This is a genomic window from Streptomyces sp. NPDC057445 (genome assembly GCF_042802855.1).
GTDB lineage: Bacteria > Actinomycetota > Actinomycetes > Streptomycetales > Streptomycetaceae > Streptomyces.
The window spans coordinates 43,009-68,366 of sequence record NZ_JBHVDH010000015.1 but is presented as its reverse complement, the minus strand read 5'-3'; the positions used below and the strand labels follow the sequence as shown (position 1 = coordinate 68,366).

At 69.6% G+C, this 25,358-nt stretch carries 20 protein-coding genes and 1 tRNA gene; 9 read left to right on the top strand and 12 right to left on the bottom strand.

The window, feature by feature from the left end; all coding sequences use genetic code 11:
• Window positions 1–169: 169 nt before the first annotated feature.
• The 3 genes from pepN to ACFU5O_RS26385 all read left to right on the top strand — a co-directional run bounded on the left by pepN (window position 170) and on the right by ACFU5O_RS26385 (window position 5,630).
• Window positions 170–2,740, top strand: coding sequence for an aminopeptidase N (gene pepN, locus ACFU5O_RS26395; RefSeq protein WP_384244347.1), 2,571 nt, complete (start codon window positions 170–172; stop codon window positions 2,738–2,740).
• 83 nt (window positions 2,741–2,823) lie between these two features.
• Window positions 2,824–4,197: a pyridoxal phosphate-dependent decarboxylase family protein gene (locus ACFU5O_RS26390; RefSeq protein ID WP_384244346.1), complete on the top strand. Its 1,374-nt coding sequence runs from the start codon at window positions 2,824–2,826 to the stop codon at window positions 4,195–4,197.
• Window positions 4,194–5,630: a lysine N(6)-hydroxylase/L-ornithine N(5)-oxygenase family protein gene (locus ACFU5O_RS26385; RefSeq protein WP_384244344.1), complete on the top strand. Its 1,437-nt coding sequence runs from the start codon at window positions 4,194–4,196 to the stop codon at window positions 5,628–5,630. The genes ACFU5O_RS26390 and ACFU5O_RS26385 overlap by 4 nt, the downstream gene beginning before the upstream one ends.
• Window positions 5,631–5,703: 73 nt before the next feature.
• Here ACFU5O_RS26385 and ACFU5O_RS26380 read toward each other — a convergent pair whose 3' ends face one another.
• On the bottom strand, window positions 5,704–7,509 hold the full coding sequence (locus ACFU5O_RS26380; RefSeq protein ID WP_384244343.1) for a bifunctional metallophosphatase/5'-nucleotidase: 1,806 nt from the start codon (window positions 7,507–7,509) through the stop codon (window positions 5,704–5,706).
• A gap of 104 nt (window positions 7,510–7,613) precedes the next feature.
• On the opposite strand from ACFU5O_RS26380, the gene ACFU5O_RS26375 reads away from it, so the two are divergent.
• The 4 genes from ACFU5O_RS26375 to ACFU5O_RS26360 all read left to right on the top strand — a co-directional run bounded on the left by ACFU5O_RS26375 (window position 7,614) and on the right by ACFU5O_RS26360 (window position 11,107).
• Complete coding sequence (locus tag ACFU5O_RS26375) at window positions 7,614–8,321, top strand: SIMPL domain-containing protein (protein ID WP_384244342.1); 708 nt, start codon at window positions 7,614–7,616, stop codon at window positions 8,319–8,321.
• 133 nt (window positions 8,322–8,454) lie between these two features.
• Entirely contained in the window at window positions 8,455–9,891 is a 1,437-nt protein-coding gene (gene pyk, locus ACFU5O_RS26370; RefSeq protein ID WP_384244341.1) for a pyruvate kinase, read from the top strand.
• Window positions 9,892–9,979: 88 nt separating this feature from the next.
• Complete coding sequence (locus tag ACFU5O_RS26365) at window positions 9,980–10,558, top strand: hypothetical protein (protein ID WP_384244339.1); 579 nt, start codon at window positions 9,980–9,982, stop codon at window positions 10,556–10,558.
• 24 nt (window positions 10,559–10,582) lie between these two features.
• Complete coding sequence (locus tag ACFU5O_RS26360; protein WP_384244338.1) at window positions 10,583–11,107, top strand: hypothetical protein; 525 nt, start codon at window positions 10,583–10,585, stop codon at window positions 11,105–11,107.
• A 73-nt stretch (window positions 11,108–11,180) separates the two neighbouring features.
• Here the strand turns inward: ACFU5O_RS26360 and ACFU5O_RS26355 are convergent, their stop codons facing one another.
• On the bottom strand, window positions 11,181–11,963 hold the full coding sequence (locus tag ACFU5O_RS26355) for a transcriptional regulator (RefSeq protein ID WP_384244337.1): 783 nt from the start codon (window positions 11,961–11,963) through the stop codon (window positions 11,181–11,183).
• 109 nt (window positions 11,964–12,072) lie between these two features.
• Window positions 12,073–12,147, bottom strand: a tRNA-Leu gene (locus ACFU5O_RS26350).
• A 100-nt stretch (window positions 12,148–12,247) separates the two neighbouring features.
• On the opposite strand from ACFU5O_RS26350, the gene ACFU5O_RS26345 reads away from it, so the two are divergent.
• Window positions 12,248–12,904 (top strand): ANTAR domain-containing response regulator, encoded by a 657-nt coding sequence (locus ACFU5O_RS26345; RefSeq protein ID WP_384244335.1) that lies wholly within the window; start codon window positions 12,248–12,250, stop codon window positions 12,902–12,904.
• Window positions 12,905–12,997: 93 nt separating this feature from the next.
• Here ACFU5O_RS26345 and ACFU5O_RS26340 read toward each other — a convergent pair whose 3' ends face one another.
• From ACFU5O_RS26340 to ACFU5O_RS26310, 7 genes are all read right to left on the bottom strand, one after another.
• Window positions 12,998–13,714 carry an ABC transporter ATP-binding protein gene (locus ACFU5O_RS26340; RefSeq protein ID WP_384244334.1) on the bottom strand — a complete coding sequence of 239 codons (717 nt, stop codon included), beginning with the start codon at window positions 13,712–13,714 and terminating at the stop codon, window positions 12,998–13,000.
• Window positions 13,714–14,787 carry an ABC transporter ATP-binding protein gene (locus ACFU5O_RS26335; RefSeq protein WP_384244333.1) on the bottom strand — a complete coding sequence of 358 codons (1,074 nt, stop codon included), beginning with the start codon at window positions 14,785–14,787 and terminating at the stop codon, window positions 13,714–13,716. The genes ACFU5O_RS26340 and ACFU5O_RS26335 overlap by 1 nt, the downstream gene beginning before the upstream one ends.
• A gap of 2 nt (window positions 14,788–14,789) precedes the next feature.
• On the bottom strand, window positions 14,790–16,616 hold the full coding sequence (locus ACFU5O_RS26330) for a branched-chain amino acid ABC transporter permease (RefSeq protein ID WP_384244331.1): 1,827 nt from the start codon (window positions 16,614–16,616) through the stop codon (window positions 14,790–14,792).
• Between the two features lie 5 nt (window positions 16,617–16,621).
• Entirely contained in the window at window positions 16,622–17,551 is a 930-nt protein-coding gene (locus ACFU5O_RS26325) for a branched-chain amino acid ABC transporter permease (RefSeq protein ID WP_384244330.1), read from the bottom strand.
• A 93-nt stretch (window positions 17,552–17,644) separates the two neighbouring features.
• A complete protein-coding gene (locus tag ACFU5O_RS26320) occupies window positions 17,645–18,883 on the bottom strand; it encodes a branched-chain amino acid ABC transporter substrate-binding protein (protein WP_384244329.1) in 1,239 nt (412 codons plus the stop codon).
• Between the two features lie 212 nt (window positions 18,884–19,095).
• Complete coding sequence (locus ACFU5O_RS26315) at window positions 19,096–19,698, bottom strand: Tat pathway signal sequence domain protein (protein WP_384244328.1); 603 nt, start codon at window positions 19,696–19,698, stop codon at window positions 19,096–19,098.
• Window positions 19,695–20,105 carry a hypothetical protein gene (locus tag ACFU5O_RS26310; RefSeq protein ID WP_384244326.1) on the bottom strand — a complete coding sequence of 137 codons (411 nt, stop codon included), beginning with the start codon at window positions 20,103–20,105 and terminating at the stop codon, window positions 19,695–19,697. Before ACFU5O_RS26310 ends, ACFU5O_RS26315 begins: the two co-directional genes overlap by 4 nt.
• 373 nt (window positions 20,106–20,478) lie before the next feature.
• Between ACFU5O_RS26310 and ACFU5O_RS26305 the strand changes: the two genes are divergently transcribed.
• Entirely contained in the window at window positions 20,479–22,470 is a 1,992-nt protein-coding gene (locus tag ACFU5O_RS26305; protein ID WP_384244325.1) for a Xaa-Pro dipeptidyl-peptidase, read from the top strand.
• A 10-nt stretch (window positions 22,471–22,480) separates the two neighbouring features.
• Here the strand turns inward: ACFU5O_RS26305 and ACFU5O_RS26300 are convergent, their stop codons facing one another.
• Entirely contained in the window at window positions 22,481–22,972 is a 492-nt protein-coding gene (locus ACFU5O_RS26300; protein ID WP_384244324.1) for a PaaI family thioesterase, read from the bottom strand.
• A gap of 80 nt (window positions 22,973–23,052) precedes the next feature.
• Window positions 23,053–25,332 (bottom strand): FdhF/YdeP family oxidoreductase, encoded by a 2,280-nt coding sequence (locus ACFU5O_RS26295; RefSeq protein WP_384244322.1) that lies wholly within the window; start codon window positions 25,330–25,332, stop codon window positions 23,053–23,055.
• Between the last annotated feature and the right edge of the window lie 26 nt (window positions 25,333–25,358).

The window sequence follows — 25,358 nt, the reverse complement described above, 5'->3', positions numbered from 1 at the left end:
CCGGTGACTGCGGCCACCACGCCCCGGTGACGGCGGCCGAGGCCGTACGGCACCGCCGCCGGGCCCCTCGGCCCCCTGAGCGACCGCCCCCGCCGCCCCGGAAGCCCGCGGAAACCTGTGCACGCTGAGAGCGAATCCCCCGTGCCCCCGGCCCACCCCATCAGGCAGCATGGCCCCCATGTCCGTTCTCATGCGCGACGAAGCGCAGACCCGAGCCCAGCTCCTCGACGTCCACCGGTACACGATCGACCTCGATCTGACGACCGGCGACGAGACCTTCGACTCGCGAACCGTCATCCGGTTCACGGCACGCGTGGCCGGAGACACCTTCGTCGAGCTCAAGCCCGCCACCCTGCGCTCCGTCACCCTCGACGGACAGCCCCTCGACCCCGAGGCGCTCGAAGGGAACCGGCTCCCCCTGAAGGGGCTCACCCCCGGAGAACACGAGCTGCGCATAGACGCCGCGATGCGCTATTCGCGCACCGGCGAGGGCATGCACCGCTTCACCGACCCCACCGACGGCAGGACGTACACCTACACCCAGCTCTTCATGGAGGACGTGCAGCGCGTCTTCGCCGCCTTCGACCAGCCCGACCTCAAGGCCGTCTTCGAGCTCACCGTCACCGCCCCCGACAACTGGACCGTCCTCGCCAACGGCGTCACCACCCACCACGGCGACGGCCGCTGGAGCGCCGCACCCACCCCCCTGATCTCCACCTACCTCGTGGCCGTGGCCGCCGGCCCCTGGTACTCGGTGCGCACCGAGCACGCGGGCCTGCCCTTCGGCATCCACTGCCGTCAGTCCCTCGCCCCGTACATGGACGCCGACGCCGAGGAAATCCTCGACGTGACACGCGCCTGCTACGACCGCTACCACGAGAAGTTCGAGGAGCCCTACCCCTTCGACTCCTACGACCAGGCCTTCGTGCCCGAGTTCAACGCGGGCGCCATGGAGAACCCCGGACTGGTCACCTTCCGCGACGAGTTCATCTACCGCTCCGCCGTCACCGACACCGAGCGGCAGACACGCGCCATGGTCATCGCCCATGAGATGGCCCACATGTGGTTCGGCGACCTCGTCACCCTGCGCTGGTGGGACGACATCTGGCTGAACGAGTCCTTCGCCGAGTACATGGGCTACCAGACCCTCACAGAGGCCACCCGCTTCACGGACACCTGGACCGACTTCGGGATCACCAGGAAGGCCTGGGGCTACGACGCGGACCAGCGCCCCTCCACCCACCCCGTCGCCCCCGACCCCGAAGCCGTCCCCGACACGGCGTCGGCGATGCTCAACTTCGACGGCATCTCCTACGCCAAGGGCGCCTCCGCGCTCCGCCAGCTCGTCACCTGGCTCGGCGAGAAGGACTTCCTCGCCGGCATCAACCTCCACTTCACCCGCCACCGCTTCGGCAACGCCTCCCTCGCCGACTTCATCGACTCCCTCGCCGAGACCACCGACCGCGACGTCCACGCCTGGGCCGACGCCTGGCTGCGCACCACCGGAGTCGACACCCTCACCCCGGCCCTGTCGGACGCCGACGGCGCCTGGCGCCTCGACATCACCCACGACGGCAGCCGCCCGCACCGCATCGCCGTCGGCGCCTACGACCGCGATCCCGTCGACGGCCGAAACCTCGTCCTGCGCGAGCGCTTCGAGACGGACGTGCCGCAGAGCGCCCCCACCACCCTCCCCGGCCGCCGCCCCGCCCTCGTCGTCCTCAACGACGGCGACCTCTCCTACGCCAAGATCCGGTTCGACGCGGCGTCACAGGAGCCGGCGCTGCGCGCCCTCTCCGGCATCCCCGACGCCCTCACCCGCGCCGTCGTGTGGAACAGCCTGCGCGACATGGTCCGCGACGGCGAACTCGAACCCGTCGCCTACCTGGAGACCGCGCGCGCCCACCTCCCGCACGAGGCGGACCTCGCCGTCACGCAGGGCGTCCTCGGCTTCGCCGTCACCCAGATCGCCGACCGCTATCTCGCCCCCGAAGCCAGGCCCGCCGCCCTCGCCCTGATCACCGACCTCACCCGCGATCTGATCCGCCGCACCGAGGACGGCCGCAGCCCCGGCCTGCGGCTCACCGCCGTACGCCACTTCATCGACTCCGCCGCCCACCCCAACGGACTCCACGACTGGCTCGAGGGCGGCAGCGTCCCCGGCGGACCCGAACTCGACCCCGAGCTGCGCTGGCGCATCCTCGCCAGGCTCGCCGTCCTCGGCGCCACCGACGAGGCCGAGATCGCCGCCGAACTCGACCGCGACCCCAGCGCCACCGGCCAGGAAGGCGCAGCCCGCTGCCGCGCCGCCCTCCCCACCCCGGAGGCCAAGGAGGCCGCCTGGTCCCGGCTCTTCGAATCCGACGACCTCTCCAACTACCTGTTCACCGCCACCGCCCAGGGCTTCTGGCAGCCCGAACAGGCCGATCTCGTACGGGACTACGTGCCGCGCTTCTACCCCGCGGCCGTCGCCCTCGCCGCCCGCCGCGGCCCCGCCATCGCCGAAGCGGCCGGCCGCTACGCCTTCCCGTTCCACGCCGTCGACGCCGACTCCCTCCGCCACGGCGAGGACTGCCTCGCCGGCACCGGGATGATCCCGGCCCTGCGCCGCAAGCTCGTCGACCAGCTCGACGATCTGCGGCGCGCGCTGGCCGTACGGGACGCGGCGGCAGGAACCGCCGCGGCGGGCGCGGAACCCGAGCAGCCCGGGAACGCCGGGAAGGTCCCCCTTTCGGGTTGAGATGACCCGACCCCGGCCCACGCGGTCATGCGACGAGTCCACCCTGGTGCAGCTGTTCCCGCACACCAGAAGGACCCGCCCGTATGAGCATCCCGCCCCTTGCCGGAGGGGTCGCAGGGCATGACGCCCTGCGGCCCCTTCTGGCCGTGGTACTCGACGCGTTGAGGGAAGGCGCCGCCGCACGCGGCGGACCGCTGCCGTCCGGCGGACCCGAAGCGGTGGACAGGGCGGTGCGGGACGCCGTCGCCCCCGTCATCCCCCAACACGGCACCGGCGCCCACGAAGCCCTGCGCACCCTCGTACGCACCCTCGCACACGGCGCCGCGGACCCCGCGGACCCGCTGTGCGCCGCCCATCTCCACTCCCCGCCCCTCGCGCTCGCCGCCGCCGCCGACCTCGCCGCGTCCGCACTCAACCCCTCACAGGACTCCTGGGACCAGGCACCCGCCGCATCCGCCCTGGAGGCCCAGGTCACCGGCGCCCTCGCCGCCGAGGTGTACCCGCGGGCCCAGCACCCCGACGCACTCGTCACCACCGGCGGCACCGAGGCCAACCAGCTCGCCCTGCTCCTCGCCCGCGAGCGGCACGGCACCGTCCAGGTCGTCTGCGGCAGCCACACCCACCACTCCGTCCGGCGCGCCGCCTGGCTGCTCGGCCTCCCCGAGCCGGTCACCGTCCCCGCCCCCGGCGGCACCACCGACCTCGCCGCCCTCGACGCCACCCTCACCGGCCTCCACGGCCCGCTGCTCGTCACCGCCACCGCCGGCACCACCGACACCGGCAGCATCGACCCGCTCCCGGACATCGCCGACCTCTGCGACAGACACGGCGCCGAACTCCACATCGACGCCGCCTACGGCGCCATGCTGCTCTTCAGCCCCCGCCACCGCGACCGGCTCCGAGGCCTGGACCGCGCCAGGACCGTCACCCTCGACCTGCACAAACTGGGCTGGCAGCCGATCCCGGCCGGACTCCTCGCCGTCCGCGACAGCACCCTGCTCGCCCCCCTCACCCACACCGCCGACTATCTGAACGCCGACGACGACACCGAAGCCGGAATCCCCGACCTCCTCGGCCGCTCCCTCCGCACGACCCGGCGCCCCGACATCCTCAAGATCGCCGTCACCCTCCGCGCCCTCGGCAGCAGCGGGCTCGCCGCCCTCGTCGACCGCACCCTCACCGCCGCCCAGGACCTCGCCGACCTCATCGAGAAGCACCCGGCCCTGGAACTCCACCACCGGCCCGTCCTGACCACCGTCCTCTTCCGCCCCCGCGGAGCGAGCGACGAAACCGTCGCCGAGATCCGCCGCGCCCTCCTGCACCAGGGCCGGGCCGTACTCGGCCGCGCCCGCGCCGACGACCGCCTCTGGCTCAAGGCCACCCTCCTCAACCCCCACACCGGCCCCGGAGACCTCGCCACCCTGATCGCACTCGTGGAAGGCAGCACCACCCGATGACCGGCACGCCCGCCCCCGGCGCCCACGACCTCGACCGGCCCCACGACCTGGTGGGCATCGGCATCGGACCGTTCAACCTCTCCCTGGCCGCACTCGCCCACGGACTGCGGCACGGAGAGGGCCCGGGCGGCATCGCCGCCGTCTTCTACGAGCAGCGCCCCGCCTTCCACTGGCACCCAGGACTGCTCATCGACGGCGCCACCCTCCAAGTTCCCTTCCTCGCCGACCTGGTGACCCTCGCCGACCCCGCGAACCGCTGGTCGTTCCTGAACTACCTCAAGGCCCGCGACCGGCTCTTCCCCTTCTACTTCTCCGAGAAGTTCCACATCCAGCGCGCCGAGTACGACGCGTACTGCCGCTGGGTCAGCGGCCTGCTCCCCGGACTCCACTTCGGCCACCAGGTCGACGCGGTCCGCTGGAACCCGGAACGGTCCCTGTTCGAGGTCGACTTCACCCGCCTCGACGCCCACGGGGAAGCGGAATCACTCGGTCGCACCTACACCCGCCACATCGCCCTCGGCATCGGCACCGAGCCCTTCGTCCCCGAACCACTGAAACCCCTCGTCGAAGCCCCCGCCGCTCCCGTGCTGCACTCCGCCGACTACCTCGAGCACCGCGAGCGGCTCCTCGCGGCCGGGCACATCACCGTCATCGGCTCCGGCCAGTCGGGCGCCGAGGTCTTCCTCGACCTCCTGCGCGCCCGCCCCGCAGGAGCCGAGAAGATCCACTGGCTGACCCGCACCGAGGCCTTCGCCCCCATGGAGTACTCCAAGCTCGGCCTCGAACACTTCACGCCCGACTACACCCGCTACTTCCACGCCCTGCCCGAAGCCGTACGGGACGGCCTCGTCCCCCAGCAGTGGCAGCTCCACAAAGGCATCGACGCCGACACCATCGGCGCCATCCACGAAGAGCTCTACCGCCGCACCCTGCACGGCGGCTGGCCCGACGCCGTCCTCACCCCCGGCGTCCAGGTCCGCACCGCCGGCCGGGTCGCCACCACCAAGGTGGAACTGCACCTGGAACACCTCCAGCAAGGCACCCGCTCCCGCCTCACCACCGACGCCGTCGTCCTCGCCACCGGCTACCGCGAACGCCCACTCGACCGGATCCTCGCCGGACTGGACCCCTGCATGCGCCGCGACTCCTCCGGACGCCCCCGCATCGACGACCAGTTCCGCCTCGTTCTCGACCCCGCCCTCACCGGCTCGGTGTACGTCCAGAACGCCGAGCGGCACACTCACGGCGTCGGCACCCCCGACCTCGGCCTCGCCTCCTGGCGCAGCGCGACCATCCTCAACTCCCTCACCGGCAAGGAGCTCTATCCCCTGCCACGCCGCACCGCCTTCACCAGCTTCGGCCTGGAACGGCGCGAGGCACCCGGCGTTCCCGGCCAGGCGCCCCACCTCGTTCCCCTCGACGACCGGTGCTGAAAGCTGTCTTCCGGCCGGTCGTGCCGCCGGCCGGCGGTCCACTGCGGAACCGCCGGTGGCGGCGGCCCACCACCTAGAAGACCGCAACTCCGTCCCGGGTCAGCTTCCAGCCCACGGACGCGAACGTGGCCGGATCCACCGTGCCCTTCGCCGTCACCCACTGAATGATCGTGTTGCGGATCTCGTCCGAATTCGCCCACAACTGCTGGGCCTTCGCGACATGCGGGAACGCGCCACCGCCGCTCGCCCGGTAGTTGTTCACCGCCAGCACGAACTGCGCCGCCGGATCGACCGGCTTGCCCTCGAACGACAGACCGACGATCCGCGACCCGGCCGGCTTCGCGATGTCGATCTCGTACGTCAGCCCGGAAACCGCGTCGTAGTTGTAGTCCGGGATGCTGTCGGCGTTCGTCAGCTTCGCCGTGTCCACGGGCGCCCCCGCCGGGGTCTGGACGTAATACCTGGCCGAGTACTCCAGGTAGTCCTTCAGCTGGGCACCGGTCATCAGCCGGGCCTCCAGCGTGTTCTCGAACGGATACAGACCCGCCGCGTCCTTGATCGTCACCTGCCCCGCCGGGATCGCCGCGGTACGGGAGAAGCACGAAGCCTGCGAGAGCACCGGCAGAGCCGCGTACTGGCCGCCCGCCAGCGCCGCCTTCACCGTCTCCGCCTGCACCTGGTTGATCAGATCGATGATCGGCTCGTCCTTCCACGGCGCCTCGGCCGTGGCCATGGCGGCGGTGGACGTGCCGATGACCTGGTTGACGTACGCCACGACCTTCTTGTGCTCGTCCCCGAGCAGCTCGGCGATCGCCGGGTCCTCCGCGACGGTGTTCGAGTTGAGGACCTTCGCGCCCACCTTCTCGACGCTCCAGCGCCCCTTCTCCCACACGAGGCCGAAGTCGAAGAGGGTCAGGCGCTGGCCCCACTTCAGCGGCTCCGACAGCACGACCTGCTTACCGGTCTGCTTGTTGGTGACGAAGTACTCGACGATCTCCGTGTGCGCGTGCCCGACGAGGATCGCGTCGATGCCCGGCACCTGCTCGGCGACAAGAGCCGCCGCGTTCTCGATGTACGGGAGCTGGTCACCGTACGAGGACGTGCCGCTGGAACCGGAATGGGCCGAGACGATGACGACGTCCGCACCCATCGAGCGCAGCTTCGGCACCCACTTCGCGGCCTGCTCCTCAAGACCCGGGAACACCATCTTCCCGCTGACGTTGGCCTTGTCCCAGATCGCGATACCCGGGTTGGTGAGCCCGAGGACCGCGACCTTCACATCCCGGCCGCACGGGGTGCGGAGCCGGTGCATGCTGTACGGCGCGAAGGCGGGCCGCAGGGTCTTCGCGTCGAGCGCGTTGGCGCCGAGCAACGGGAAGTCGCACTGCTCCTCGAACTTCCGCAGCACCGGTATGCCGTAGTTGAACTCGTGGTTGCCGAGCGCTGCGGCGTCGTAGCCGATGGCGTTCATGGCCTGCGCCATGGGGTGGACCGGGCCCCGGCGGGCGGTGATCGGGTCGACCTTCGCGTAGTAGTACGAGAGCTGGGTGCCCTGGATGGTGTCACCGGCGTCGATGAGCAGGGTGTTGCGGCGCCCCTTCTCGAGCCTGACCTGCCGTACCAGGGTGGAGATCTTGGCAAGGCCCACGTCGTTGTGGCTCTTGTCGTCGAACTCCTTGTCCGTGAAGTAGTCCCAGTTGAAGACATTGCCGTGCAGGTCGGTCGTGCCCATGACGGTGAACGAGTACCGCTTCGGCGGCCGTCCGTGGCCGTGGTCGTGTCCATGGGCCTCGGCCGGGACGGCGACCGCCCCCGCGACGGCGACGCCGGCTCCGGCGGCGGCCGAACGGCCCAGGAACGTCCTTCGATTCAGCGGCATGTGATCTCCTCGTTCAGTGGCACAACGCGCGTAGATTCTGGCGCAGCACGCGCCCGTGCGAAAGTGATTCGAGGACAACGGTCAGCGAAGTGAGGGAGTCCACGATGACGAGTGACACCGCCGCACCGGCACCGTACGGAACCCCCGAGACACCACGCGTGGCCGTCCGCGGCGAAGCGCGCCTGGAGGTCGACCCGGAGATCGCCACCATCGGCGTGACGATCGGCGCCCGCGGAACGGACCGCCGCAGCGCCCTGGAAGACCTCACCCACCGCAACGGCCAGGCGCTCGAACTCATCAAGTCGTACGGGGAAGCCGTCGAAAAGCTGGAGACCGGCGCGTTCTCCATCAGCCCCGAACTGACCAGACACGGCCGGGGCGAGCGCGTCCGCGCCTACCACGGCCGCGTCCACATCACCGCGGTCCTCGCCGACTTCACCGCCCTCGGCGAACTCACCACCCGCCTCGCCGACCTGGAGCTCACCCGCGTCGACGGCCCCTGGTGGTCCCTGCGCCCCGACTCCCCGTCCCACGGCGAGGCCCGCCGCACGGCCGTCCGGGAAGCCGTCCAGCGCGCCCGCGAATACGCCGACGCCCTCGGCGCCCGCCTCGCCGCCCTCGTCGAACTCGCCGACCTCGGTGCCGAGGCCCCCGCGTCCTACGGCATGCCTCCCGCCCAGGGCGCGATGCGCTCCGCGGCCTTCGCGGGCGCGGCCGGCGAATCGGCCCCGGCGCTCGACCTCGAACCGCAGCGCCAGACCGTGTACGCCCAGGTGAACGCGCGCTTCACGATGACACCGCCGCAGCTGTGACCCGCGAGCCGAAATGCTCAGAAGAGCGGCCCCGTGCACAATTCAATACTTGTCAACAACCCTTCACGTAAAGGTTGTTGAGTGGCCATGCGCCACCAATTCGCTACCGGCCGGTAAGCCATAGGCTCGAACCATGCGCCGAGCAAAGATCGTCTGCACCCTGGGGCCCGCCACCGACTCGTACGACCAGATCAAGGCGCTGGTCGAGGCCGGAATGGACGTCGCCCGCTTCAATCTCAGCCACGGCACCTACGCCGAGCACGAGGAGCGCTACCACCGCGTCCGCAAGGCCTCCGACGAAATCGGGCACAGCGTCGGAGTCCTCGCCGACCTTCAAGGCCCGAAGATCCGCCTCGGGCGTTTCCGCGAAGGACCGGTACTCCTTGAACGCGGTGACGAGTACACCATCACCGTCGAACCCGTGGAGGGTGACCGCCACACCTGCGGAACAACGTACTCCGGCCTCGCCGACGACGTGACCGCCGGAGAACGCATCCTCGTCGACGACGGACGCGTCGCCCTCGAAGTCACCAAGGTCGACGGCCCCCGCGTCCACACGACCGTCGTCGAAGGCGGCGTGATCTCCGACCACAAGGGCCTCAACCTCCCCGGCGTCGCCGTCTCCGTCCCGGCACTGTCCCGCAAGGACGTCGAAGACCTCCGCTGGGCGATCAGGACCGGCGCCGACATCATCGCCCTCTCCTTCGTCCGTACCGGACGCGACATCGACGACGTCCACCGCATCATGGACGAGGAAGGCCGCCGCCTCCCCGTCATCGCGAAGATCGAGAAACCCCAGGCCGTCGACAACATCGACGGCATCGTCGCCGCATTCGACGGCATCATGGTCGCCCGCGGTGACCTCGGCGTCGAGATGCCCCTCGAGCAGGTCCCCGTCGTCCAGAAGCGCGCGGTCAAACTGGCCAAACGCAACGCCAAGCCGGTCATCGTCGCCACCCAGATGCTCGACTCGATGATCGACAACTCCCGGCCCACCCGCGCCGAGGCCTCCGACGTCGCCAACGCCGTCATCGACGGAACCGACGCAGTGATGCTCTCCGGCGAAACCAGCGTCGGCAAACACCCCGTCGAAACCGTCAGGACCATGTCGCGGATCGTCGAAGCCGCCGAGGAAGACATCCTCGCCAAAGGCCTCCCCCCACTCACCGAACGCAACAAACCCCGCACCCAGGGCGGAGCCGTCGCCCGCGCCGCCGCCGAAATGGGCGACTTCCTCGGAGCCAAGTTCCTCGTCGCCTTCACCCAGTCCGGCGACACCGTCCGGCGCCTCTCCCGCTACCGGTCCCCGATCCCCCTCCTGGCCTTCACCCCCGACCCCGCCACCCGCTCCCAGCTCAACCTCACCTGGGGTGTCGAGACCTTCCTGGTCCCCCAGGCCGAGTCCACGGACGCGATGGTCGCCCAGGTCGACGAAGAACTCCTGCGGATCGGCCGCTGCCGCAAAGGCGATCTCGTCGTGATCACCGCCGGCTCCCCGCCCGGAGTCGCCGGCTCCACCAACCTGGTCCGCGTGCACCACATCGGCGAGGACGACTCCCCGAGCACCTGACGGCGTTTGCCACGGACCTTTTCGGGCAGTCGGGCGACTACAGGAGGCCTACAGGGCTCGCCGACAACGGACGCCAGCGGAGGTCCGGATGTCCACAGGAACTCTCATCGCCATCATCGTCGCTGTCGCAGTCGTTCTGATCCTCATCGCGACAGCGGTATGGATCACCATGCGCCGGCGCCGGCTCCAAGAACGGTTCGGACCCGAGTACGACCGGACCCTCGACACCGAGGACAGCAGGGGGTCCGCCGAACGCGACCTTCGTGCCCGCGAGCAGCGGCACCACGACCTCGACATCAGGGAACTGCCTGCCGAGGCCCGAGACCGCTACGCCGAAGAATGGAAGCGCGCACAAGAAAGCTTCGTCGACCGGCCGAGCCAGAGCGTCGACGACGCCGACCGCCTGGTCACCCGCGTCATGGGCGAACGCGGCTACCCCACGGAAGGCTACGAGCAGCAGCTCCGCGACCTCTCCGTGGAACACGGACGCACCCTCGAGCACTATCGGGTCGCCCACGAGATCAACATCCGCAACAGGGACGGCAGCGCCACCACGGAGGAACTGCGCGGCGCCATGGTCCACTACCGCGCGCTCTTCCAGGAACTGCTCGGCAACAGCGGCCAGAACACCCGAACCCCCCGACACACACGGCACGACGCGGCCTGACCCGCGCCGACGAGGTGACTTGATATGCGAAACCCGGAAACGACCAGGGGCTCATCGCCGGAGAGAGGCCTCACGACCGAGGACCTCGCCCACCCCAAGCAGGACACCACGGCACACGAGGACATGGTCCCCGACAGGCCCGCGCCCGCCTACCCCGGCGAGGCCACGGCAGTGCCCGGGACCACGGAAGTACCCTCCGCGGATGGCCCAGCCGCGGACCTCGGCGAGGAACCGGACGCCGGTCCGGCGGCGGCAGCGGAGCCGGGCCCCGACGACGGCCAGCCACCCCTCATCCCCTCCGGGGACGCCGAGAGCTTCCGCGACCGCTGGCAGCAGATCCAGGGCACCTTCGTCGACGACCCCCGCGAAGCCGTCCGCACCGCGGACGCCCTGGTCGCCGAGGTGATCCAGTCCCTGGCCGCGACCTTCTCCGACCACAAGCAGGACCTCGAGTCCCAGTGGAGCCGAGGCCAGGAGGTCCAGACCGAGGAACTTCGCATGGCACTCCAGCAGTACCGGGCGTTCTTCAACCAGCTGCTCCACGCCTGAGCGAGTGCTGCCCGGGGCGGTGTCCCACACGCGGCCATCGCGCGTGCGGAACACCGCCCGCCCGGGCAGCCGGTCAGTACTTCGGCCCGACGTGCGCGTCCATGAGCTCGACGGAGGCGCGTCGGGCGACGGAGATGTTGTACGGCCTTCCGCCGCGCGTGCACAGCTTCCACTCGACCCCGAGCTTGTCGAGGGTGTCGGTGTAGAGCTGCCGGACGTCGTCCGAGACATTCGTGAACCAGTAGCGCGGGTATTCGTACCGCTTCCGGACGCCGCCCACTATGCGGGTGGTCCAGTTCATGCTCCTGCACCCGTCGGAGTGGACGAGCCCGCGGACGAACTCCCAGGAGTGGGCGTCGACGATCTCCTGCTGCCAGGGTTCGAGGACGATGGGGCGTTCGTGCTTCTTGCCGGGGCCGTGCTGGGGGAAGTAGCAGGGCCAGTGCCGGCTGTAGCTGGTCACGGATACGCAGCCCTGCTTCTGAACGTCGTATGTCCTGGCTCCTGGGAGGGAAGCGACAACTGCCTTTCGGCACTGTTCGATGAGCCCCGGCCACGCGTCGGCGCAGAAGATTCGGAGGACGTAGCCGTCGCGGCGTTGCGGACTGATGCAGCCGTCGCCCAGGTAGAGGCCGAGGAGGTAGGAGTATGCCGCCGGATCTTCCGGAACCGCCTGGTCGGGACCGCATCTTGCGCACGGGGCGACCTGGGTGAGCATACGGGGGAGCGGTTCGATACGAGTGAGCCAGCCACGTATCGCCCAGCGCGAAATGCCGGTCTGTTTACTCACGGAGTTCAGGCTGCGGCCTTGAGCCACGAGTGCCACGGCCTTCTTGCGGGTCTCCAGGTCGTACATATGGCCGAGCTTCGCGCCTCCCTGCGTTGCTCGGTCGATAACCGCGGGTAGCTCACGCGGTCAGGTGAATTCCGGTCGACTTGCAGTGACCTTGGAATCGAAGGAAAAGTGCCCCGGGTCGGACTCGAACCGACACTGTATGGGTTTTGAATCCATTGCCTCATGCCAATTGGGCTACCGGGGCTCGCGGATTCGAAGGTTTTCCCCGACCCGCTGCCCGTCCACCTTACCGCAGCTGGGTAGGCTCATGGGGAGCAGTACCTGCCCCGCACCGAGGAGCCCCAGTGACCGCCCCCGAGTCGCCCCAGCCCGTCGCCGACGACGACAACAAGTCGCACGTCCCGCCGCTGACGACCCGTGTCGTCATCGCCGAGGACGAGGCACTCATCCGCCTCGACCTCAAAGAGATGCTCGAGGAAGAGGGGTACACGGTCGTCGGTGAGGCCGGGGACGGTCAGAAGGCCGTCGAGCTCGCCCGGGAGCACCGCCCGGACCTCGTGATCCTCGACGTGAAGATGCCGGTTCTCGACGGGATCTCCGCGGCGGAGAAGATCGCCGAGGAGTCGATCGCCCCGGTTCTGATGCTGACCGCGTTCTCGCAGCGGGACCTGGTCGAGCGGGCCCGGGACGCGGGGGCCATGGCCTATCTGGTGAAGCCGTTCAGCAAGAGCGATGTGGTGCCTGCCATCGAGATGGCGGTGTCGCGGTTCGCGGAGCTGAAGGCGCTGGAGCAGGAGGTCGCGGACCTCTCGCAGCGGCTGGAGACGCGGAAGCTGGTGGACCGGGCGAAGAGCATTCTGCAGACGCAGTACGGGCTGACGGAGCCGGCGGCGTTCCGGTGGATCCAGAAGACGTCGATGGACCGGCGGCTGTCGATGCAGCAGGTGGCAGAGGCGGTCATCGAGGACGCGGAGGAGAAGAAGGCGGCGAAGGGGCAGTAGCCCCTCGGTGCCCGGCGTCTTCGTCGGAGCGTGTACGTGCGAGAGGCCCGCACCCCGTCGGGGGTGCGGGCCTCTCCCGTGGATCCGTGAGGATCAGTCCTCGCCGAGGTAGGCCTTGCGGACCGACTCGTCGTGGAGGAGGTCCCGTCCGCTGCCGGACAGGACGATCTTGCCGATCTCCATGACATGACCGTGGTCGGCCAGGGAGAGCGCGGCCTGGGCGTTCTGCTCGACGAGCAGAATCGTGGTGCCCTGGGACTTGAGCTCGGCGATGGTCGCCATGATCTTCTGCATCATGATCGGCGAGAGGCCCATCGAGGGCTCGTCCAGCATGAGGAGCTTGGGCTGGGACATCAGAGCCCGGCCCATTGCGAGCATCTGCTGCTCACCGCCGGACAGGGTTCCGGCGGCCTGCTTCCGGCGTTCACCCAGGATGGGGAAGAGGTCGTAGGCGCGCTGGACGTCCCTGGTGATGCCTTCCTTGTCGTTGCGGAGGAAGGCGCCGAGGAGCAGGTTGTCCTCGATCGTCATGCGCGGGAAGATGTGCCGCCCCTCGGGGGAGTGGGCGAGTCCGAGCGAGACGATCTGGTGGGCGGGGACCTTGCGCAGCGACTTGCCGTTGAACTTGATCTGTCCGCCGACGGGCTTGAGCAGGCCGGACAGTGTGCGCAGGGTGGTGGTCTTGCCGGCGCCGTTGGTGCCGATGAGGGTGACGACCTCGCCCGCTTCGACCTTGAACGAGATGCCCTTGACGGCCTCGATCTTTCCGTAGGCGATGCGCAGGTCCTCGACCTCGAGCAGTGCGGTCATCAGTCGTTCTCCTTGCCCGAGCCGGAGGCCTTGGCGGCGTCACTGTCGCTGTCACCGTCGGTCGAGGCTTGGGGCGCGTCGTCCTTTGCCTCGTCCGGCGTTTCGGCCTCGTCCGGGGCCGGGTCGGCGTCGGCCTCGGCGTCGTCGTCACCTTCGGCGTCGGCGTCGGCGTCGGCCTCGGCGTCGGCCGCACCGGCCGCGACAGCGACCCCGGCGGCTGCCTCCGCCTCGGCGACCTCCGCCGCCTCCGCCTCACCGGGCTCACCCTCGAAGGGCTCACCGAGGTACGCGGCGATGACGCGCTCGTCGCTCTGCACGGTCTCGCTGTCGCCCTCGACGAGCTTCTGGCCCTGGACGAGTACGGCGACCCGGTCGCAGAGGTTGAAGATGAAGCGCATGTCGTGCTCGATGACGAGGACGGCGATGCCCATGTCCCGGATCGCGAAGACCAGTTCCTCGGTGGCCCGGGTCTCCTGCGGGTTCATGCCCGCGGTGGGCTCGTCGAGGAGCAGCAGTCCGGGTTCGCTCGCGAGCGCCCGGGCGATCTCCAGCTTGCGCTGCTCGCCGTAGGGCAGGTTGCGGGCGAGGTGCTCGGCCTTGGGGGCGAGTCCGACGAACTCCAGGAGTTCCATGGCCCGCTTGCGCGAGGACGCTTCGGCCTTGTGGAAGCCGGGGCCGCGCAGCAGGGCGGACCAGAGGCCCTCCTTGGTGCGGGTGTGGCGTCCGACGAGCACGTTCTCCAGCACGGTCATGTTGCTGAAGAGCCGGATGTTCTGGAACGTGCGGGCGATGCCGGCGGCCGTGACCTTGAAGGACTTCGGCGGCAGCACCGTGCCCTTGTACCTGACCTCACCCTCGGTGGGGATGTAGAGGCCGGTGAGGCAGTTGAAGAACGTGGTCTTGCCGGCGCCGTTGGGGCCGATGAGACCGACGATCTCGCCGCTGTTGACCGTGAGGTCGACGGAGCGTACGGCGGTGAGGCCGCCGAATCGCATGGTGACGCCGCGCGCGTCGAGGACCGTCTCGCCGGTCGGCGTCGGGGCGGTCGCCTTCGTGGTGGTGTCGGTGGTCATGTTCAGACACCTGCCTTGGTGAGGGTGGCGGGCGCTTCCTCGTTCTCGTGGAACTCGAGCTGGCGACGACGGTTGGGGATCAGGCCCTCGGGGCGGAAGCGCATCAGGAGGATGAGCGCCACACCGAAGGCGAGGAGCTGCTTGTCACCGAGGAACTGCAGCTTGTTCGGGATGAGGTAGAGCAGTGCGCCGCCGACGAGCGGACCGCTGATGGTGCCCATGCCGCCGAGGACGACCGCGGCGAGCAGGAAGGCCGAGTTGGGCGGCACGACGTGGGCGAACTGGTACTGCTCGGGCGTCACGGTGTAGGTGACGTGGGCCTGGACCGCGCCGGCGAGGCCGGCGAGGGCGGCGCCGAGGGCGAAGGCGATGAGCTTGACGCGGAAGCCGTTGATGCCCATGGCTTCTGCGGCGGTCTCGTCCTCGCGGATGGCGACCCAGGCGCGGCCGATGCGGGATTCGGAGCTGCGCCGGAAGACGATGACCACGACGAGCGTGACCAGCAGCATGAGCAGGAAGTAGTTCGCGAACCGGCCGATGGTGAACCCGGCGATGGTGTGTTCGGCACCGAAGTCGAAGCCGAACATGCTGAGGTTCGGGATCGACGAGATGCCGTTGGAGCCGTTGGTGATGTCCGGGCCGGAGGTCCCGTCCATGTTGTTGACGGCGATACGGAAGATCTCACCGAAGCCGAGCGTCACGATGGCGAGGTAGTCACCGCGCAGCCGCAGGGTCGGGGCACCGATGAGGACGCCGAACACCATGGATGCGGCGGCGCCGACAAGGATGGCGGCCCAGAACGGCAGGTGGAGGCCGAACGGTGACGACGGGGAGCCGGAGACCATGGCGGCGGCGTAGGCACCGACGCCGAGGAAGGCGACGTATCCGAGGTCGAGCAGGCCCACGAGGCCGACGACGATGTTCAGTCCCAGTGCGACGGTGGCGAAGATCAGGATGTTGACGCCGATGGTCGCGTACTGGTCGTCCGACTGGGTGAAGGGGAAGGCCGCGGCGGCGGCGAAGGCACCGACCATGGCCACGTTGCGGTGGCGGGCGGCGATCGCCGAGACGCGCTGGGCGAGTCCCGCCTTGCTGAGGGCCGCGAAGCCGAAGCAGGCGGTGATGAAGAAGCCGATGAACAGCTCGTCGTACTCGGTGCCGATGCCGTAGGTGAAGACAGCGAGTCCGAGTGCGAGCACCGCGCTGAGAATGAGGATCTCGACCCAGCCGGGGAGCTTTCGTGCCGGGGTGAGGGTGCCGCTCGCGAAGGCGGCCTTGACCACCGTCCACTTGTTGGCGGCGTTGTGCTTGAACTGGTCCCAGCCGGTGTCCTCGGGGTCGGCGGGCTCGGTCGCCGGCCGCTCGAACGGCAGGGCGAGTGCGCCGACGAGTGCGACGAGCGAGGCAGCGGCGGCCACGAAGCCGCCCGGCTCGAGGTTGACGAGGCCGCCGAGCTGGGTGCTGATCGCGAGGACCGTGTACCAGGCGGTGGCGAAGGTGCCGAGGGCGGCGACCTTGATGGCTGCGTCGGCTCCGGCGGGGGCGAGCCAGCGGGTGCCCTTGACTCCGTACGACGCGAGGCCGAACAGGGCGGTGAGAGCGCCGCCGATGAGGACGAGCCACTGCAGCCCGCCCGGGTAGCCGTAGACCGTGAGGTTGCCGGGGAACGCGGCGGTCCAGGTCCAGGACATGAAGGCGGAGACGACGGCGAGTGCGCCACCGGCCGTGGCGGTGGCCCGGGCGATACGCGGGGGCAGGGCGATGAGGCCGGTGCTCGCCTCGGCCGCGGGGGTGCGCGGGGTGTCCGCGGTGGTGGTCTCAGTAGTCATGTTGATCACGCCCTGTCCGCCACGCGCTCGCCCAGCAGACCCTGAGGCCGGAAGAGCAGCACGAGGATGAGGAGTACGAACGCCCAGACATCGGCCCAGGCCTGGCCGCCGAGCTGCTGCATGCCAGGGACGTCGGCGACGAAGGCGGTGGCCATGGTCTCGGCGATGCCGAGGACGAGGCCGCCGATCATGGCGCCGTAGATGTTGCCGATGCCGCCGAGAACTGCGGCCGTGAAGGCCTTGAGGCCGAGCAGGAAGCCCATCCGGAAGTTGACCTCGCCGTACTTGAGGCCGTACGCGACGGCCCCGATCGCGGCGAAGGCGGCACCCAGGGCGAACGCGACCACGATGATGCGGTCGGTGTTGATGCCCATGAGCTTCGCGGTGTCCGGGTCCTGGGCGGTCGCCTGCATGCCGCGTCCGGTACGGGTCTTCATGACGAAGTAGCCCAGGACGGCCATGGATATGGGGGCCGCGATCAGCAGGAAGACGTCACCGGTCTGGATGGTGACGGAGCCGATGTGGAAGGGGCCGCCGGGGATCTCCGGGAAGGAGAGGGAGGACTTGGCTCCGGGGTACCACGCCCACACCGCCTGCTGCAGGGCGAGGGAGAGGCCGATGGCCGTGATGAGCGGTGCGAGCCGTGGCGCGTTGCGCAGCGGCCTGTAGGCGAAGCGCTCGGCCCCGACCGCGATGGTGGTGGCGACGAGGATTGCCCCGATGAGCATGAGTGGCAGGGCCACCCACATGGTGGTGCCGGCGGGGAGCGCCAGCCAGACCGTGAGGGCACCGAAGCCACCGGTCATGAAGATCTCGCCGTGGGCGAAGTTGATGAGCTGGACGATGCCGTAGACCATCGTGTAGCCAATGGCAACCAACCCGTACATCGATCCGAGTAGCAGGCCGTTGACCAGCTGTTGCGGCAGTTCGTGCACCGCAGGTCCTCCGAAGTCTTTCGCCGGATATGACACCGCGCGGGGCGCTTGGTGCAGCGCCCCGCGCGGCCAGGATGTGATGCGGAGTGGAGATCAGCCGGTGAACGTACCGGACTTGACGGGGGCCCAGGCGGCGCCCTTGTACTGGTAGACGGTGAGCTGCTTGTTGGTGGCGTCGCCGAACTCGTCGAACGAGACCTTGCCGGTCACACCGTCGAAGGAGACGCTCTTCATCGCGTCGAGGACCTTGACGCGGGCGTCCTTGGACTCGGGAAGCTTTCCGTCGTTGTCCTCGACGGCCTTCTTCACGGCCTCGATGATCGCCCAGGCCGAGTCGTAGGAGTAGCCGCCGTAGGCCTCGAAGGCCTCCTTGTAACCGGCCTCCTTGTAGTTCGCGACGAACTCCTTGGCGGACGGCAGGGTCTCGACGGGCGCGCCGACGGAGGTGGCGAGGTCGCCCGCACCCTCCTTGCCGGAGAGCTTGATGAACTCGGCGCTGTAGATGCCGTCACCGCCGACCAGCGGGATCTTGGCGCCGGCCTTCTTGATCTGCTTGCTCAGCGGGCCGGCCGCCGGGTACTCGCCGCCGTAGTAGACGACGTCGGCACCCGAGTTCTTGATCTTGGTGGCGACCGCGGAGAAGTCCTTGGTCTCCGGGTTCACGTGGTCCTCGCCGGCGACCTTGCCGCCCAGCTTGGTGAACTCGGCCTTGAAGGTGGCCGCGAGGCCGGCGCCGTAGGTCTTCTTGTCGTCGACGACGAAGACCTTCTTCTTCTTGGCGTCGTTGAAGAGGTACTGCGCGGCGAAGGGGCCCTGGATGGCGTCCGTGGTGGCCGTACGGAAGTACGAGTTGTACGGGCGCTTCTTGGTGCCGCTGTTCCAGTCCGGACCCTGGGTCAGGGCCGGGTTGGTGTTGGCGGGGGACACCTGGACGAGCTTGGCGTCGTCGAAGACCTTCTGCATCGACTCGGCGACGGAGGAGTTCAGCGGGCCGACGACCCCGAGGACGTCCTTGTTGGCGACAAGCTTGGTGGCGTTCTGCTGACCCGAGGAGGGCTGCGCCTGGTCGTCGAGCGCCTCGACCTTGAAGGTGACGCCCTTGACGTACTTCTTCTCGTTGGCCTGCTTGGCCGCAAGGTCCACGGAGTTCTTGATGCCGAGTCCCAGCGCCGAGAGGTCGCCGGTGAGCGGCGCGTCGACACCGATGACCACGGTGGTGTCGCCACCGGCCGCAGAGTCTCCGCCCTTGTCGTCGCGCGAGCCACAGGCGGTAAGGGTGAGTGCCCCCGCAGCAAGTGCAGCGGTTATGGCTATGAGCGAACGTTGACGCACGAATCTGGTCCTTTCACCTGGCACGGTGTCTCCCTTTGGAGCACCGAGTCGAGCGCTGGAGCCTTACTGGCAAGGATTCCGGTGGCGCGGTGACTGGCCGTGACTCTAAGCGGGTAAATGGGAATTCAGCACTGGTCTGGGCAATGCTGTGACGCTCTTGTTATCCCGAACGGATTTGCGGCATGGAGTGCATGACTGTTCCTGGTTTTTGGTCATGACAGCCGTGGTGGTTGCTCGCAGTAGTCGGTCACGACCCTGGCCAGGTCCCGCGCGTAGCGGTCGCCGAGGATGAAACTCTGGTCCTGTTTTGCGCGGAGATTACGGAGCGTTACATCGAGGAAAGGAAGGGCGGCATTCCGGGGCGCCATTCCGCAATCGCCCACTTTGATCACGATCGACACACTGCGGGCGGACCCGGCCTTCACCGCGAAGGGAGGGCTCGGGGAGGCGGTCAGGCCCAGGGCTCCGGAGGGCTGCCGGATGCTCTCGACCGTGACGGGCGGGCCCTGCCCGGTGGTGACGAGTACGGAGAAGCGCAGGGTCCCGTCCGTGCGGCCGAGGGCCCCGGTGGCGCCCTCGTACGACACGGAGACCACCTGTGCGGGCCAGGGGCCGGGGTCGGGGCGGGGCCGGGTGGCGTACAGCCAGAAGGCACCGGCGCCAACGGCCGACAGCGCGAGAACGGCCGTCAGTGTGCGGCGGTGACGCGCCGTGTGCGGGGCCCACGGTCCGGCCGGTCCACGGCGGTGAGGCGGCGGGGGATTCTCCGCCGCCCAGGTGCCCTCGCCGGGCTCGACGGGACCGACGCCGCTCATTGCCAGGGCCCGTCGCCGGGAACGCCGTCACGGTAGTGCTCCGCACAGCGCTCACGCGCCTGACGGTTGATCAACTTCGCTGCTCCGGCTGTGCCGTTGTGCCTCTTCCTCTCGGCACGGGCGGCGTCCAGGGTGTCGCGCAGGATTTCGTACTGAGCGTCGGAAAGACCCATCGACTGGTAGTCGCCGTAGCCGCTGTCGCCGCCGGCGAGGAGCTGGTGCCCCCACCGGCTGACGATGCGGGTGCACAGGTCCTGGGGTGAGGTCGTACGCGGCGAGGGCGCGGGCCGGGGGGTTTCCCCCGGGTGCGGATCCGCGCAGCCGGCCGACGTGGTCGTCAGTGCGGCGGCCAGCGTGAGCGAGTACAGAAGGGTGCGCCGCATCCGAGGCGGCGCAGCCTTTGTCATGCATCGACGCTAGACCCGGCCGGGCGTCTCCGGCAACGGGCCGGATCCGAGGAGTCGTCCGGACCCCGCCGCCGGGACGGGTGTGGCCGCCGGGGCCGCGTCGGGCCTCCCGGGTGCCGTGTCCGGCGACGAGGAACGAGGGGTCGTCCAGGCCTGGGGGCCGAGCGCGGCGAGCGCCGGGTTTCGGCGGCGGCCTTGTCCGGCCGGGCCCGCACGTCCTGGTCGAGCGAGAGTGAACGGCACAGCGGCAGATGGGGCAAGAGGGCGGGGGGTCACCGGTGTTGCGCTCTGGTGCGGCCGCGGCGCGCGCGGTGGAATGTGTGCGCGCTTCCCGCGTGATCGTCACACATCCCGGCCCTTGGAGGCAGGCACGATGGCGAGACCCTCCCGACTACGCGCGGCCCACGAGGCCTGCACCCGCACGTCGTTCAGATGGGCCACGGCCGCGCTGGCCGTGTCGTTGCTGGCGGCGCTGCCGGTCCCGGCGGCGCATGCGGACACCCCTGCGCTCAGCATCGTGGGCAACGAGACCCAGCCGGTCTTCTCCCGGGCCGACGCGGTGTACCAGCAGGTCGACGTCGAGACCGAGGTGGACAGCGACGGCGACGGCCGGCGTGACACCGTGCGGATGAGGATCCTGCGCCCCGAGGAGACCGACGCCGGTCTCAGGGTCGCCACCATCATCGAGGCGAGTCCTTACTGGGCCGGCGGCAACGACGTGCAGAACCACAACGTCGACGTGGACGAGGACGGGCTCCCGACGGGCAGGCGCCTCGCGCCGGGGGAGCGTGTCCCCGGGCTCGCGGGCACGGACGCACGATCCGGGTCGTCGGCACCGGCCGCCCCGGCCGCCCTGCCGGGATCGACCGCGCCGTCCGGTCCTTCCGTCCCCTGGTCCGGTTACACGGACAACTACTTCCTGCCGCGCGGCTACGCGGTCGCACAGGTCGACAGCCTCGGAACCGGCGGTTCCACCGGCTGCCCGACCTCCGGGGGACGCAACGAGACCCTCGGCGCGAAGGCCGCCGTCGACTGGCTGAACGGCCGCGCCAGAGGCTGGGACCCGGACGGGCGGCCGGTCGGCGCCGCCTGGTCGACCGGCGACACGGCGATGATGGGCATCTCGTACAACGGCACGCTGCCCACGGCCGTCGCGACGACCGGTGTCGAGGGCCTCAAGGCGATCGTGCCGATCTCCGGGATCTCCTCCTGGTACGACTACTACCGCGCCGGCGGCGGTGTGGTGGCACCCGGCGGCTATCAGGGCGAGGACACCGACGTCCTCGCCAAGTACGTCCACACGCGCGCGGACCGCGAGATCTGCAAGCCCGTCATCGACCGGCTGACCGCCGAACAGGACCGGGTGACCGGGGACTTCAGCCGCTACTGGAAGGAACGCGACTACCTCGGTGACGTGCACAGGATCAAGGCCGGTGTCTTCGTCGTGCACGGCGGCAACGACTGGAACGTGAAGACCCGGCACTTCGGCCGGCTGTGGGACGCGTTGAAGAAGTACGACGTGCCGCGCAAGCTGTGGCTGCACCAGGCGGGCCATGTCAATCCCATGCCGCTGCGCATGGAGGAGTGGCTGAGGCAGCTTCACCAGTGGTTCGACCACTGGTTGTACGGACTGGACAACGGCGCCCTCACCGCGCCCCGGGTCGAGGTCGAACAGGCGGACTTCAGCTGGCGGCAGCAGTCGGAGTGGCCCGCCCGCGGCACCCGGGATCTCACCCTGCGGCTGAACGACGACGGCCTGTCGCCGCTGCCCGGGATGCCGGTGCGGCGGACGGTGACGGACACGGGCCGCACGGTGCCCGCGGAACAACTGGTCGCCGCTCCCGATACGTCCCGTCCCGACCGCCTCGCGTATACGACCGGGCCGCTCACGTCCGATCTCCGGGTCAACGGTGTGCCCGAGGTGTCGGTCCTGGCCTCGCTGGCCGGATCGTCACCGTATGTCACCGCGCTGCTGGTCGACTACGGCACCGACACCCGCGCGGTCGCCGGGACGGTCGCCGACACCTCCCAGCAGGTCTGCTACGGCGAGGGCATCCCCGGTGACACCGGATGCGCCTTCAGGACCCGGCACCGGACAGAGACGTCCGACTTCAAGATCGTGTCGCGGGGCTGGCTGGACATCCGCAACCGGCACTCCGTCGAGTGGCAGAGCAAGGTCGTCGAGGGCCGGGAGTACAGCCTGCGGTGGGGGATGCAGCCGCAGGACCACGTGTTCAAGAAGGGGCACCGGCTGGGTGTCGTGCTGATCTCGACCGACCACGACTACACCCTGCGGTACCCGGCCGGGACGGAGCTGTCCGTCCGGGCCGGGGTCAGCAGCATCACACTGCCCGTCAGCAGGTGACGCGCGCCCGTCAGGCCGTGGCCCCCGGGACGTTCTCCGCGTCCTGCGGGCGGACGTCACGCAGCATGCAGGTCAGACGGGCCGTGCAGACCCGCTTGTCCTGCTCGTCGGTGATCACGATCTCGTAGGTGGCGGTGGAACGGCCCCGGTGCACCGGGGTGGCCACTCCGGTGACCTGGCCGGAGCGGACACCCCGGTGGTGGGTGCAGTTGAGATCGACACCCACCGCGATCTTGGAGGTGCCGCCGTGCAGCATCGCGCCGACCGATCCCAGCGTCTCGGCGAGCACCGCGGAAGCCCCGCCGTGCAGGAGTCCGTAGGGCTGCGTGTTGCCCTCGACGGGCATCGTGCCCACCACGCGCTCCGCGGCGGCCTCGGTGATCTGCACGCCCATGCGGGTGCCGAGCGTCCCGGCGGAGAACAGGGCGGGCAGGTCGACGCCGAGCGAGGCGTACTCGTCGATGACCTCCTGCGGGAACTTCACGCTGGTCTGCTCGCCCATGGGCCCGGCTCCGTTCGTGTTCGTACGTCTTCGTACGTCGTCTGGTCGTTCTGTCGTTCCTCAACTGCCTGAGCAAACGCTTAGGCGGACGGTGATTGTTCCAGACGTACGATCACGGACTTGCTGGCGGGGGTGTTACTGGTATCAGCGGTGGCGTCCAGGGGCACCAGGACATTGGTCTCCGGGTAGTAGGCGGCGGCGCAGCCGCGGGCGGTCGGGTAGTGCACCACCCGGAAGCCGGGCGCCCGGCGCTCCACCCCGTCCTTCCACTCGCTCACCAGATCCGTGTACGCGCCGTCCGCGAGGCCCAGCTCGCGGGCGTCCTCCGGATGGACGAAGACCACGCGACGGCCGCCCTTGATGCCGCGGTAGCGGTCGTCCAGGCCGTAGATCGTGGTGTTGTACTGATCGTGGGAACGCAGGGTCTGCAGCAGCAGCCGGCCCTGAGGCACCACGGGGTACTCGACGGGGGCCGCCGTGAAGTTGGCCTTGCCGGTGGCGGTCGGGAAGCGGCGCTCGTCGCGCGGGGCGTGCGGCAGCGTGAAGCCGCCCGGCCGCGCGATCCTGGCGTTGAAGTCCTCGAAGCCGGGGACCACGCGCGAGATCCGGTCGCGGATCGTCGCGTAGTCCCTCTCGAACTCCTCCCACGGTGTCCGCGACCCCGCGCCGAGGACCGCGTGCGCCATGCGTGCCACGATCGCCGGCTCGGAGAGCAGATGCGGACTCGCCGGGGGGAGATTGCCGCGCGAGGCGTGCACCATGCCCATCGAGTCCTCGACGGTCACGAACTGCCTGCCGCTCTCCTGCACGTCCCTGTCGGTGCGGCCGAGCGTGGGCAGGATCAGCGCGCGCGTGCCCGTGACCGCGTGCGAGCGGTTGAGCTTCGTCGAGACATGCACGGTGAGCCGGGCCCGGCGCATCGCGGCCTCCGTGACCTCCGTGTCCGGTGTGGCCCCGACGAAGTTGCCGCCCATGGCGAAGAAGACCTTGGCCTCCCCGTCGCGCAGCGCACGGATGGAGCGCACGACGTCGAAGCCGTGGTGGCGCGGCGCCTTGATGCCGAACTCCCTCTCCAGGGCGTCGAGGAAGGCGGGCGCCGGCCGCTCGAAGATGCCCATGGTGCGGTCGCCCTGCACGTTGGAATGGCCGCGGACGGGGCAGACCCCGGCGCCGGGGCGGCCGATGTTGCCGCGCAGCAGCAGGAAGTTGACGACCTCCCTGATGGTCGCGACGGAGTGCTTGTGCTGGGTCAGGCCCATCGCCCAGCAGACGACGGTCCGCTTCGACGCCAGCACCATCCGCAGTGCCTGCTCCATCGAGGCCCGCTCAAGTCCGGTCGCCGCCAGTGTCTCGTCCCAGTCGGCAGCCTTCGCGGCGGCCGCGAACGCGTCGTATCCGTGCGTGTGTTCCCGTACGAACTCCTCGTCGACGGCGCCGTCCGTCTCCAGGATCAGCCTGTTGAGCAGCCGGAACAGGGCCTGGTCGCCGCCGATGCGGATCTGGAGGAAGAGATCGGTGAGGGACGCGCCCTTGAGGAGGCCGAGCGGCGTCTGCGGGTTCTTGAACTTCTCCAGCCCGGCCTCGGGCAGCGGATTCACCGAAATGATCTTCGCGCCGGATCCCTTGGCCTTCTCCAGCGCCGACAGCATCCTCGGATGGTTCGTACCGGGGTTCTGTCCGGCCACGATGATCAGATCGGCCTGGTGGAGATCCTCCAGCGACACACTGCCCTTGCCGACGCCGATCGTCTCCGTGAGTGCAGAGCCCGAGGACTCATGGCACATGTTCGAGCAGTCGGGGAGATTGTTCGTGCCGAACTCGCGGGCGAAGAGCTGCAGCAGGAACGCCGCCTCGTTGCTCGTCCGCCCCGACGTGTAGAAGAGCGCCTCGTCGGGAGAGCCGAGCGCCGTCAGCTCCTCCGCGATGATCGCGAAGGCCCGCTCCCAGGTCACCGCCTCGTACCGGTCGGCGCCCGCCGGGAGATACATGGGCTGGGTGATACGGCCCTGCTGGCCCAGCCAGTATCCGCTGCGGGCGGCGAGGTCGGAGACCGGGTGCGCGGCGAAGAAATCGGGCGTGACCCGGCGCAGGGTCGCCTCCTCGGCGACCGCCTTCGCCCCGTTCTCGCAGAACTCCGCCGCGTGCCGTTCGTCACCCTCCGGCCAGGCGCAGCCCGGGCAGTCGAACCCGTCCTTCTGGTTCACCTTGAGGAGTGTGCGCGCGGTGCGCACCAGCCCCATCTGGTTCTGCGCGATCCTGAGGGTGTGCCCGATGGCGGTGAGGCCGGCCGCGGCCCGCCGGGGCGCCTCGACCTGCGGTGCGTCCTGCACCGGGTCACCTGCGGGCGGCTTGCTGGCCATCTGCTCCCCTTCGAGCGCGGGATCGA